The sequence below is a fragment of the Ileibacterium valens genome (genome assembly GCF_001945525.1).
GTDB lineage: Bacteria > Bacillota_I > Bacilli_A > Erysipelotrichales > Erysipelotrichaceae > Ileibacterium > Ileibacterium valens.
Genome location: NZ_MPJW01000022.1, coordinates 1 through 11,954 on the forward strand (window position 1 = coordinate 1; position 11,954 = coordinate 11,954).

The 11,954-nt window shown below is 41.8% G+C and carries 11 protein-coding genes; all 11 read right to left on the minus strand.

Annotation, left to right across the window (positions count from 1 at the left end):
- Positions 1-101 (minus strand): helix-turn-helix domain-containing protein (locus BO222_RS00460; RefSeq protein WP_143356869.1); only part of this gene is annotated, 101 nt, incomplete at its 3' end.
- Positions 102-552: 451 nt separating this feature from the next.
- A complete protein-coding gene (locus BO222_RS00465) occupies positions 553-867 on the minus strand; it encodes a winged helix-turn-helix domain-containing protein (protein ID WP_075817404.1) in 315 nt (104 codons plus the stop codon).
- 288 nt (positions 868-1,155) lie between these two features.
- On the minus strand, positions 1,156-1,947 hold the full coding sequence (locus tag BO222_RS00470) for a ZIP family metal transporter (protein ID WP_075817406.1): 792 nt from the start codon (positions 1,945-1,947) through the stop codon (positions 1,156-1,158).
- A 387-nt stretch (positions 1,948-2,334) separates the two neighbouring features.
- Entirely contained in the window at positions 2,335-3,063 is a 729-nt protein-coding gene (locus tag BO222_RS00475) for an SDR family NAD(P)-dependent oxidoreductase (protein WP_075817408.1), read from the minus strand.
- A gap of 239 nt (positions 3,064-3,302) precedes the next feature.
- Positions 3,303-3,800, minus strand: a complete 498-nt coding sequence (locus BO222_RS00480; protein WP_075817410.1) for a nitroreductase family protein — start codon at positions 3,798-3,800, stop codon at positions 3,303-3,305.
- Between the two features lie 68 nt (positions 3,801-3,868).
- Entirely contained in the window at positions 3,869-4,690 is an 822-nt protein-coding gene (gene amrS, locus BO222_RS00485; RefSeq protein WP_075817412.1) for an AmmeMemoRadiSam system radical SAM enzyme, read from the minus strand.
- Entirely contained in the window at positions 4,687-6,078 is a 1,392-nt protein-coding gene (gene amrA / locus BO222_RS00490) for an AmmeMemoRadiSam system protein A (protein ID WP_075817414.1), read from the minus strand. The genes amrS and amrA overlap by 4 nt, the downstream gene beginning before the upstream one ends.
- Before the next feature lie 115 nt (positions 6,079-6,193).
- Positions 6,194-6,784 (minus strand): xanthine phosphoribosyltransferase, encoded by a 591-nt coding sequence (xpt, locus tag BO222_RS00495; RefSeq protein ID WP_075817415.1) that lies wholly within the window; start codon positions 6,782-6,784, stop codon positions 6,194-6,196.
- A 359-nt stretch (positions 6,785-7,143) separates the two neighbouring features.
- Entirely contained in the window at positions 7,144-7,509 is a 366-nt protein-coding gene (locus tag BO222_RS00500; RefSeq protein WP_075817416.1) for a sigma factor-like helix-turn-helix DNA-binding protein, read from the minus strand.
- On the minus strand, positions 7,502-8,461 hold the full coding sequence (gene ftsY / locus BO222_RS00505) for a signal recognition particle-docking protein FtsY (protein ID WP_075817417.1): 960 nt from the start codon (positions 8,459-8,461) through the stop codon (positions 7,502-7,504). Before ftsY ends, BO222_RS00500 begins: the two co-directional genes overlap by 8 nt.
- A 143-nt stretch (positions 8,462-8,604) precedes the next feature.
- Positions 8,605-11,544, minus strand: coding sequence for an AAA family ATPase (locus BO222_RS00510; protein ID WP_075817419.1), 2,940 nt, complete (start codon positions 11,542-11,544; stop codon positions 8,605-8,607).
- Between the last annotated feature and the right edge of the window lie 410 nt (positions 11,545-11,954).

Consider the following 11,954-nt stretch of genomic DNA (forward strand, 5'->3'; position numbering starts at 1 on the left):
AGGTAATAGTTGTAAACCAACCGCACACAGCCGAAGGTTTTCGCAAAGAGAATTTCTTGTTCTTTATCTGGATAGATTCTGAATTTGTAAGCTTTGTTCATTGTTCTTTACCCTGGTTAGATATCTACTAAAGCATAATACTAAACTTACATCTTATTTTATAGATCAATCAGGCAATTCATCCCCCGCTTTCGCTTGCTTAGAAGCGGGGGTCTTCTTGTAGAGAATAGGATAAATAATCGCATGTTACTATCTCAGGAAAATGGCAGATTCGCAATATAATGTTAGATTTTGAACTGCAATTTTCTTTCCTCCATTTTCAAATGATTTTATTCATTGTATTTTGACCATTATTCATCCAGTTTTCGCAAGATACAAGATAAATGGTTCGATGCTTTAATTTAATTATCAACGATTCAGTGACAAATGCCAATACAGACGGATGGTAATTATCCACCCGTCTGTATATTTATTCGATGTTTCATATTGTTCTTGTATTTAGTAAATCAGATTCCGGCTGCCGGACTATACCTGATGCTTCATTTAACTTACCTATGGAATATAATAGCCAATTCCCTTTTTTGTCCGAATAGGATCTGGCATTCCTAAATTTTTCAGTCTGCTTCTGAGTCTGGAAACACAGGTAGTCAAACTGCCTTCAGAAATATAGGTATCTGTCTGCCATAATTCCTGCATCAGAGCTTTTCGGTTAACAACCGCTCCTTTTTGATCCAGGAGGGTTCGTACAACTTTCTGCTGTGAAAAGGTCAGGGGCAGTTTCTTTTCATTAAAGACAATTTCTTCAAGATCTGGGTCATAAAACAGACCATCCTGAAGAACGATCGCATTTTCTAGATTCTGGTTCATGTTTTCTCCTTCGTTTTTTTCTGATTGATTTCAGTTTACAGGCAAATTCTTAAAGAAAAACAAACCTTCAAAAAGCATAAGGAAACCTTTTTCCCTCGTTTATAAACATCAGAAAATCTTTAGAAGCTTCCTGTTTTCTTCAAAAAGAAATAGGAAAAAATATTTAAAATACGCAAAAAAGACGGATCCAAAAGGATGAGATCCTTAAAAATCCGTCTTTCTAAACTTTTCTGGCAGTCATAAGGTCTGAGATTGGATAAATCTCCATATCGAATTCCTTAAGATTTGTTATCCAAAAACGACATCTAAAGCCATCATCAGTGTAAATCCAAGTGCAAAAATCAATGTTCCTGTATTGGAATGCTCACCGCTTGCCGCATCTGGCAGCAGTTCTTCGACAACAACATACATCATTGCTCCAGCCGCAAAGCCTAACATATAAGGCAGAATTGGAACAATGTACTTTCCCATCAGAATCGTCAGAATCGCTCCGATCGGTTCAACAATTCCAGAAAGTGATCCATAGATAAATGCTTTTGTTTTCGAATAGCCGTGCGACCTTAACGGCATGGAAATGATTGCCCCTTCTGGAACATTCTGCAAGGAAATTCCGATGGCTAAACCCAGCGCCCCAGCCGCACTCAGGCTGGGTTCATTCATCATCATTCCAGCATAAACCACCCCTACAGACATTCCTTCAGGAAAGTTATGTAATGTGACCGCAAACATGAGCATCAACGTATCGCTGAACTTTTTCTTTGTCTTTCTTCCTTCGCGGACATTATTTTCCGGATGAATATGAGGAATGGTCATATCCATTAAAAGAAGAAGTAAAATCCCAATCCAAAAGCCTACAGCCGCTGGTAAAAAAGCAAGTGAGCCAAGATGTTCACTTTCTTCCATAGCGGGAATAAGCAGGGACCAAATACTTGCCGCCACCATGACCCCGGCTGCAAATGCGCTCATTGAACGGCGAAGCGAGGGCTTCATTTTGCCTTTCATAAAGAAGACAAAGGCTGAACCCAGCACCGTCCCGGCAAATGGAATCAGAATTCCCTGCCAGACCTGCGCGTTAAACATAAAAATACCTCCAAAGTTCTAATATTATTGTCTGATTGTTATATAAATGGATCGAAAGCATCCATGTTTTCAATCGTTTATTTCTATAGTTAGCTTTAACTAATCCATATTATCTCTACCACAGTCACTTTCTTCCAACCAGCTTTATCGTATCTTTAATGAATTATTTTCTGTATTCGTCTGCCTGTTAATTCTTTCATACAAAATGTAAGCGAACTCTGCTGCATAGTATTCTTTATCGTTTTTAGCTCTAGGTCTCAAATTTAAAAAAATCGAAATAAAAAGCATCCGGATTTTCCGAATGCTCTTTTCAGGTCTTTCTCCCTGAGCGAAATGAGGTGGATCATACCGCCAGTTAAGATCTGCTGTGGTGGACTGTTTTAGAAACTAAACTGCCATAGCCCCATCAACGGGAAGAATGGCACCAGTAATATAAGAAGCATTGTCTGAAGCCAGGAAGACAAAGGCTTTGGCAATATCTTCAGGTTCTCCGATCCTCTTCATAGGAATGGCCTGAATCATTGGGCCAATCATCTGTTCTGGCAAAGCCTTGACCATATCAGTCATCGTAATACCGGGGGCAACTGCATTTACGCGGATATTGTATTTACCGAGCTCTCTTGAAAGTGAGATGGTCATACCATTAATTGCAAATTTGGACACTGGATAAGCAAGACCTGAAGGCTGGCCATTGCGGCTGACCATGCTTGAAGTATTCAAAATAACTCCTTGACCCTGTTCTTTCATGATCATAGCTGCAGCCTGAGAGCAGACATATGGAGCGGTCACATTCAGGGACATAACTTTCTCAAAGAGATCTTTTGTATACTTATCAAATGGCGTGGATTCAGAAAGACCGGCATTGTTGATTAAGACATCGAGCGAGCCGTATTTTTCCTTAATTTCTGCAAAGTCTTTTTTAATGGCTTCTTCATCAACCAATGAAGTCCATTTTCCTTCGACCTTTTCTGAATTCAATTCGTTCAATGCTTTTGTTACGGTTTCTTCACGGCTTCCATAAAGAACAACCTGATAACCTTCCTCAAGAAAGGCTTTGACAGTAGAAAGACCGATTCCACGGGTTCCTCCTGTAACGATACAAACTTTATTTGTCATTAAATATTTACCTCTCAAATATTAACAGTTTCTATTCTAGCCTATTTCAAGCGCTTTCAGAACACTGAAAGTATATTTTGTCTAATTGTTATTACATTTTGTGAACAAAAATCAGACCTGTACCAATCATCTATGAAATGATCCGTTCAGGTCTGTTCATTAGGAAAGCTCAGGATGCATTAAAGCTGTCTTTCGGTTTACTGGCAAAAGAGAATTAATTCGCTTTACCTGAATCAAATCTACATCCAGAACACACGGCTCATATCTGCTTTGTGTTTGTCCGCTGGTCTTTGATCTGGATAGCCAATTGGAAACATCGCAAAAGCCCGTTCACCATTTTTCATATTCAGAATCTTTTCGATGCATTCCATCCGGTCTTCATGAGGCGCTACACCAAGCATAACTGTTCCAAGCCCCAGGTTTTCAGCTTCAACCATCAGATTTTCACTGACTAAGGCCATATTGATCTGGCAGAATTCGGGAGCATTTCCTTCGGTTTCATTGTATCCAAGAACAATGATGACTGGTGCTTCGGCTGCAAATTTTGAATAAGGTGAAGAGTCTGCAAGCTGTTTTTTCAGTTCAGAGTTTTCAACCACATAAAACAGCCACTGCTTATCATTAACTGCAGTTGGAGCGGCCATAGCTGCCTTCAGAATGTCTTCAATCATTGCTTTTGGTACCGGCTGGTCTGTATATTTTCGAATTGATCTGCGGGTAAATAGATTCTTATCCATTTGAATTCCTTCTTTCGCAAAACATTTAATTCATAAATTCACATTTTGTAACAGGCAAAGATAATCTGTCAGATATTGCCAAGGAAGACATGGTTGAGGTACTTTTTTGCGATCTCTTCAAGTTCCTTCAATTTATCAATATCCGTCGGTTCTTCTTTTTCCTTCCATCTTGGAAAGTAACGAGTGATGTGAAGAGGTATATCCGGATTGATTGAAGCAATCCATTTAGCTTCTTCTTCCATCTCTTTTGCTGAATCATTTCTTCCTGGAACCACCAGAGTGGTGATTTCAACATGAGAAACCCTGGAAGCTCGAACGATGCAGTTTTTCACCGATTCAAGATCACCTTTTAGATCCTTATATCCTTTTTCGGTAAAGGATTTCAGATCGATATTCCAGGCATCCGTTAATGGCAGCACTTCATCGAGAACACAATCATTGACGGCTCCGCTGGTAATCAGTACCGTTTTCAGATCATGCTCTTTGCATAATTCAAAGGTATCGCGTATGAATTCGTAGTTAATCAGCGGCTCATTATACGTAAAAGCAATTCCGATGTTGTCGTAGGCTTTTAAACGCAAGGCCTGGCGGACCAGTTCCTGAGCGCTGACTCTTTCACAGGAAGAGTACAGGTCGTTTTGAGAAATCTCATGGTTCTGACAGAAGGGACAGGATAAATTGCAGCCATAGGATCCGACTGAAAGGATATAGCTTCCAGGTTCAAACAGTGCGAGCGGCTTTTTTTCGATTGGATCAAGAGCCGCAGAAGAGATCAGTCCATAGGATCTGGATACATTTTTGCCATCCTTAATGGTCCGCACTTTGCAGTAACCGTTTCGTCCTTCTTCTAACGTACAGCCTCTGAAACAGATATCACATTTTTCGCTCATCGATGACGCACCACCTCAAAGCGCTCAATCACGCAGTCTGGTTCATCTGGAGACAGCCCAGCTTTCTGTTTGGCAATCGAAAGCTGCTTTTCAACCGTGTCGACTCCTTCAAGATCAGGAAGCAATAAACCTCTATGATCATCTTTTGTCACGATTACTCCATATTTTTTCACATCTAAGTCATCTATTGAGTGGATTGGCTCGGCTTTATTTAAGACATCCACATTGATTTCAAGATTATTCAGCTCATAAGGAGCGATGGCCGGAAAACGCGGATCCCTGGTTGAAGCCGCAATTGCATTGAAGATAATTTCCTTTGCAAGTGAGTCTCTGGTTGGTTCAGTCGTTCCAATGCATCCGCGCAGAGCTCCATCTTCATGAATGCTGACAAACGCTCCAGCCTGTGTATTTAAGAGTTCTTCAGGAAGATCTGCAGGCACTTCAAGAATTTCCTGTTCAAGAATCGCCGCATTGATGGCCTTTCTGGCTAACGCAACCCATGGATCTTCTTTTTCCATCCGTTTTCTGGTTTCCTCATTTAATTGTTCCTGAGCCTGTCTTCCAAAATCTCGGGAAGCATCCGGATTTAAATCGTTGTAGGTAATCACTCCATAACCAACGCCAAAAAATGCAGAGTGAGCCAGAGATTTTGTTTCCGGCTTTAAGCCATCCAGAGCTCCAGCCATAACACAGAAAGGTTTCTGTCCACAAACCATTGCATCCTGAGCTTCCTGTTCACTGATCTGCAAAAGCTCGTCAAAAGCGGCTCTGGACATGATATCCATGATTTTTTTGTCGTAGGCAGGTCCGCATTCTTTATAGCCATAATGCGTTCCTGCTTTCTGACAATGGGAAAGATCTCCACTGGCGACAATTGCAACTTTTCGCCCCAGATCCTTTGCCGCTCTGGCGATCAGCTGTCCAAGCATGTAATGCATTCGGTTATCGATACCGGCAACACCAATTCGAATAAACTTCGTATTTTCGGGAAGATCTTTTAGAAAATAGAGCGGAACCATTGTTCCATGATCCAGTGTTCCATCCTGCTGGCCCAGAGTTCCCGCAGGAATTCCCGCTTCATCAGCCAGCCTGCTGATTTCGTCAACCATTTGAGTATCATATTGAATTTCAAACTGCTCTTCATAATTCCCGAACTGAGCCATGCTGCCTTTTCCAGATTTCCCTGAAGATAACTGCATGTAATCGTAATAACTTGGAGCATGAGGTGAGATGATGATCACGGTATCTGGTTTTTCGTCAACGATTGTTTTGGCTGCCTGTTTATAGGCATCAATAATTTCCTGAATGTGCTTTTCTTCACCCTTTCCGATTCGAGGAAGAATCAGTGGCGGATGAGGTACCATCACAGCGCTTTTTACATAACTCATAATTGTCCTCTCTTTTCATCCAATCGGCGTCTTCACTGGCGCCTGATTGTTTATGTTATTGAGACATCCTATTTATTAAGATTCTTACGTCTATTATAAATGGTATTTCTAATCTTTATTCAGTTTCAGCAGTGTCATAATTCCAGGATATGCCTTCTTCGGGAGACATGTGCCTGATGGAGGCAAGCACCTTAAAAGGAAATCCATCCTGTTTTAAAATGGAATGTCCGGGCTGCCATGCTTTTTCAATACAGAATCCAGAAGCAACCAGTCTGGCATGACAGTCTTCAACCAGTTTCTTGATACCCAGATAAGCCTGTCCATTGGCCAGAAAATCATCGATAAATAAAACGCGATCTCCTTCATGAATTGTATTTTGCTCGATGCAGATGGTATAGTCGGTATTTTTTGTAAAGGAATGAACACGACACGTTTTTGGGTTTCGCATCGTACTTGGTTCAGCCTTCTTTGCAAAAACAACCGGCACGTTTAAATAGAGCGCGGTGGTAAAGGCAGGTACAATCCCTCCACTTTCTATAGTCAGAACCTTGGTAATTCCAAGATTCCTGAATGCTCCTGCAAATTCTTTTCCAATCTCATCAAGCAGGATTGGATCGATTTTATGGTTTAGAAAACCGTCAACTTTTAAAACAGATGGTGAAAGAACAACTCCTTCTTCTTCAATTGTCTTCTTTAAAAGATCCATAATTTCTCATTCTTCCTTTCCGCAAAAAACGATATCATCCAGATATCAATCGTTTCCTGCGTCATCTACTCCCTATTGTAAACGTCCAACGATAAACCACTCAAATATGACTCACTTTCTGTGGAATCCGCTCATCCTTCTGAATGAAAAAATGTCCAGAATCTCAAGTGGTCTGGCAGACCTTGGATTCTGAACATTTCAATACTTTGTTTATTGTCATTGGATGATCGATTATGAAGCTGAAACATGAAAGCTTATAGATTCATCCATCAACACACTTCAAATCATATGGTTTGTTTTTCTCTTATGTCTGACTTCTTCTAAGTCCTTGTTAAAGTACCTGTTTTTTGTACAGAACTTTAGTTTTCAGAGAACCTGATTAATTCATCCTGAGTGTTTTCTTCAAAGTAGATGGTACGAATTTTTTTTAACGAGGATTCATCCATCTCAAAAAGATTCATGATGGCATCCCGTTTAGCGATAAATCCAATGCTTCTTTCCATCTGTTCCATGGAAGCAATGCCTTTTCGAATCGCCTCAGAAATCGCAGCCCGGCTAATTTGCAGCTCTTCCTGAATTTCAGAAAGCGAGAGATCGTCAAGAACATACAGGGTAAGAATCTCCTGCTGTCTTTTTGTGAGCAAGGATCCATAAACGTCAAAGAGATCATTGGCTCTCAGACGTTCATCCATGGCAGCCCGGCCTGAAGGAAGGGTTTTATTCATCAAAGCCCTTGATAATTCCCATCAGATAGGAATTAATATCAAATTCTTTAAGATCTTCCGGTTTTTCACCCAGACCAATAAAGCGGACTGGCAAATCGAGCTGTTCACGAATAGCCATCACGACTCCGCCGCGGGCTGTTCCATCCATCTTCGTGAGAATGATTCCTGAAACTGGAGTGACTTCCATGAATTCTTTGGCCTGCGAAATTCCATTCTGACCAGTCGTTCCATCAAGAACCAGCCAGGTTTCATGCGGAGCGCCATCAATTTCACGGCCTGCCACCCGGCCGATCTTTTCAAGCTCGCGCATCAGATTGGTTTTGTTCTGCAGGCGGCCTGCTGTATCACAGATTAGAATCTCATTTCCATTTTCCTTGACATAACGGCAGGCATCGACCACAACACTGGCTGGATCCTGTTTTTCCTTGCCGGCAATGCATGGTGCATCCAATCGCTTGGCCCACTCTTCAATCTGGCTGACCGCACCGGCGCGAAATGTATCTGCTGCAGCGACTGCCGGATTTTTTCCCTGTTCTCTGAAATAGGAAATGAGTTTTGCGGAAGTGGTTGTTTTTCCGCTTCCGTTGACTCCAACCATCAAAATGACTGTTGGCCCCTCTTCATTGAAATGAATGGGTTCGTCTTTTGAAGGATTATAGAAGTCATAAAGGATATTAATCAGATAATCCTCCATTGAATCAAAATCCTTTAATTCCTTGGATCGGGCTTCAAATTCATCAACCACTTTCTGAGCTGTTGCATAACCCATATCGCTTTCAAGCAGAATCACCATGATTTCTTCTAAAAGTTCTTCATTGATTCCACGGAAGTTGTTGGAGAGGGTCCGAATCTTTTCGCCAAAAGTCTTTCGGCTTTTTGAAAGGCCCGAAAGATAAGTATCTTTATCTTTGTTTTTCTTAAATGTTTGTTTAATCTTTTCAAAAAAGGCCATGTTTTACCTCTTTGCCTATGGTTTCCTGGCAGTCATATTCTTCAATCTTCAATTTCTTTATTCATAACATTTTTATCAATATGATCTCTATTCGAAATGTCTCTGTCTGTAATCGAAGAAATCTTTGATCTTCAGAACAATGATCAGGAAGACTGACTATTGGACTGACTCATTTTCGCCGCATCTTTGAGCAGTACCTTCAGAACTCTGGAAACACCATCTTTTTGCATGGTTACTCCATAAAGCGTATCGCACTGAGCCATTGTTCCAGGACGGTGAGTTACGACGATAAATTGAGACTGATCCTTAAAGCGGCTGATGTATCTTGCAAAGCGTTCAACATTCGCCTGATCAAGAGCGGCTTCCGCTTCATCAAAGATACATAAAGGCATCGTTCTGGCTTTTAATATAGCAAACAATACGGATATCGCAATTAAAGCTTTTTCTCCACCCGAGAAGGTCTGAATATTCTTGACTGTTTTTCCTGGCGGCTGCACATCAATATCAATTCCGGTTTCAAGAATATTCTCCGGATCGGTCATCGATAAAGAAGCTCTTCCTCCGCCAAACATCGCCTTGAAGATGCCATCAAGCTGAGCATTGATCTTATTGAACATCTCTGTAAACTGAACGATCATGCTCTGATCCATCTCGTCTATCGCATCAAGCAGTTTTGAAGAAGCCGCTTCGAGTTCTTCTTTCTGAGATTCAAAGAACTCGGACTGCGCGCTGACTTCATCATATTGAGCGGGCGCGGAAAGATTGACATCGCCTAGAGAAGCAATCTGACTTCTCAGCTTTTTGACTCTTGAATTGGCTTCCTTTTCTGCTAACTCACAGGTGTATTCAGAAGCGGCTTCAAATGTTAAGGAATAATCCGTATTCAGACGCATTAAAGCCTGTTCCATGCGAGTTTCCGTTCTTGCCTTTTCCAGTTCATCTGAATGAATTTCAGAAGATAGAGAAGACAGAGTCCGCCGAAGCTGTCTGATTTCTCCTTCAAGCGAATCCGCCTGAGAAGCAAGTTCGCTTCTTGATGTTCTTGAAACCTGGATCATGGAGTTCAAATCATCGAGACGGGCATGGATCTCAGAAATCTGAGCGACTAAAGAATCTTCTTCAATCACAGAAGAACCTGTATTGGCATACGCATTCAAGGAAGAAAGCTGCGCCTGCAGATCGTCAACCTTTTCCTTTTTGAGCCGATAGATATTTTCCAGCTTTTCATAATCGATTCTTAACTGGATCCGATTTTCTGACAGCCGGTTATTTTTACTCGAAAGATCACTGATGCTGGACGTAATTTCCTGAATCTTCTTTGTTCCTTTTTCAATGGATGTTTTGACTTCTTCAAGATCTCTTTTCAGCATAGCCGCATTGTTGGATGATTTTCGGCTTCCACCGGACATGGAACCACCCGCATGGACCACGTCTCCATCCAAAGTGACAATTTTTACTTTATATTTCAGCGTTTTTGCCGCTTCAGTCGCGTTTTTAAGATGATCTGCCACCAGAATATTCCCTAAAAGATGAGAAGCTAAAATACCATACTTCTGATCACAGGAAACAAAATCAACCGCTCTTCCTAAAATCCCCTCGGCATGATCTGCTATGATCTGCTGATCAGGAAACAGAGACCTGTTTTTGCATACGCTTAATGGCAGAAAGGTAGCTCTGCCTGCTCTTGAACGCTTTAAGAATTCGATGGCCAATCTTGCACAGCGGTCATCTCTGGTTGCAATCTGTTCAGATGCTCCTCCTAAGGCCGCTGAAAGCATTGCCGCATATTCAACATCACTGCGAAGCAGATCCCCAATGGCTCCTTCGATTCCCTGCAAAGAAGCTCTGGCCTTTAATACAGCCTGTACTCCCTGCTGGTGAGCATACGGAGCGGCCAGTCGATTTTCTAAAACCATCTTTCGAGATTGAAGCGAGTTTAAATGGTTCTGATTGGAGGATAAATCCATTTGAGCCTGATGCATCGCATGTTCCAGCTGCCTGATTTGGGCATCCGTCTGTGTGAGTCGATCTCTCATTTCGGATAGCCGGCTGCTTCGATCCTTCATTTCAAATTCTGCTTCCGTTAACATTTCCTTTAAGGAAGCAATCCGTGTGGCATCATCGGCATGGTCGATGGCATATTTACGCTTTTCATCCTGCTCCACTTTTCGTCTTTGTAAGGCGTAGGATTCCTCTAGCGTTTTTGTATAGGTGTTCTGATCCATCGACAGCTGTTGATCGAGTTCAAAAATCTGTTTTCTTAATTGTTCAAGCTGGTCTTCCTGCTGATTGAGTCTGACTTTGGCACTCGATTCATCCAGCTGATTCTGTTCAAGTCTGGCAGTGCATTTTTTCAGGGATTCTTCACAGGCCGATATCTGTCTGGCAAGCAAAGCAATTTCAATACCCGAAAGCTCTTCTTTCCAGGTTTTATACTGCCTGGCTTTTTGAGCCTGTTCCCGGAGTGTTTCAAGCTGTTCATTCAGATGGTCAATATGATCCTGCACGCGTTCAAGATTGGCATGAACGTTTTCTAACTTGGCCAAAGAGGTCTTCTTGCGCTTTTTATACTTCGCCACTCCAGCTGCTTCTTCAAATAAGAGTCTTCTTTCTTCTGGTCTTGCATCCGCAAAAGAAGATATATTTCCCTGAGAAATAATGGAAAGTGAATCCCGACCAAGGCCTGTATCCATGACCAGATCTGCTATGTCCTTTAATCTGCAGGGCGTTTTATTCAAGTAGAAGCTGCTCTCTCCACTCGAGCGTTTGATTTCCCGGGTAATTTCGATTTCCTCAAAGGGCGAGTCAAATATTTTTTGTTCATTATCAAAGACGAGGGTCACCCTCGCAATTCCAACGGGTTTTCGGCTTTCTGAACCTGAAAATACAATATCCGACATACTCGAACCGGTTCTCAGTGATTTTCCGGATTGTTCTCCCAGCACCCAGCGAATCGCATCGGTCAGATTGCTTTTTCCGCATCCATTGGGTCCAACAATTCCCGTGACTCCATTTTCAAAAGAAATCACCGTCTTATCCGCAAAGGATTTAAAACCGGAAAGCTCAATCTTTTTAAGAAACATTGGCTAATCCCCTTTCATAGAGTCCTGCCTTCAGTCCTCAGACTGGGTCCAAACAGGATCTGTAAACATTGAAACATTCTATCACGGATTCACAGATCCACTATGGCATGAAAATGGTGAATTCGCTTTTTCTTTCGCTTTGAAAAGCTGATGGCAAACTCACTGGTTCAGACTCAGATATTTTAATGCTCTTACCAGCCATGATGGGTTCGAACATTATGAATCCAAATACTATTCACATCCATGTCTGATGTTGAGCAATTCATGAAATGCTCAATCGAAAGTAACCTTTTGAAATTTGCACGGGCTTTTATTCCCGGTTATCCCTGAATACCATCAAAGGCGGAAATCTTCTCTGTGCTCCAGCTTTCCTCTCAGGAAAGTCGGAAACGGAAGATTTCCGCCTTTTG

Coding starts and splice junctions, on each gene's coding strand:
- BO222_RS00480 (WP_075817410.1), bottom strand. CDS start 3,800: ATGGATAAGAATCTATTTACCCGCAGATCAATTCGAAAATATACAGAC.
- BO222_RS00500 (WP_075817416.1), bottom strand. CDS start 7,509: ATGAATAAAACCCTTCCTTCAGGCCGGGCTGCCATGGATGAACGTCTG.
- BO222_RS00470 (WP_075817406.1), bottom strand. CDS start 1,947: ATGTTTAACGCGCAGGTCTGGCAGGGAATTCTGATTCCATTTGCCGGG.
- BO222_RS00510 (WP_075817419.1), bottom strand. CDS start 11,544: ATGTTTCTTAAAAAGATTGAGCTTTCCGGTTTTAAATCCTTTGCGGAT.
- BO222_RS00465 (WP_075817404.1), bottom strand. CDS start 867: ATGAACCAGAATCTAGAAAATGCGATCGTTCTTCAGGATGGTCTGTTT.
- amrA (WP_075817414.1), bottom strand. CDS start 6,078: ATGAGTTATGTAAAAAGCGCTGTGATGGTACCTCATCCGCCACTGATT.
- amrS (WP_075817412.1), bottom strand. CDS start 4,690: ATGAGCGAAAAATGTGATATCTGTTTCAGAGGCTGTACGTTAGAAGAA.
- BO222_RS00475 (WP_075817408.1), bottom strand. CDS start 3,063: ATGACAAATAAAGTTTGTATCGTTACAGGAGGAACCCGTGGAATCGGT.
- ftsY (WP_075817417.1), bottom strand. CDS start 8,461: ATGGCCTTTTTTGAAAAGATTAAACAAACATTTAAGAAAAACAAAGAT.
- xpt (WP_075817415.1), bottom strand. CDS start 6,784: ATGGATCTTTTAAAGAAGACAATTGAAGAAGAAGGAGTTGTTCTTTCA.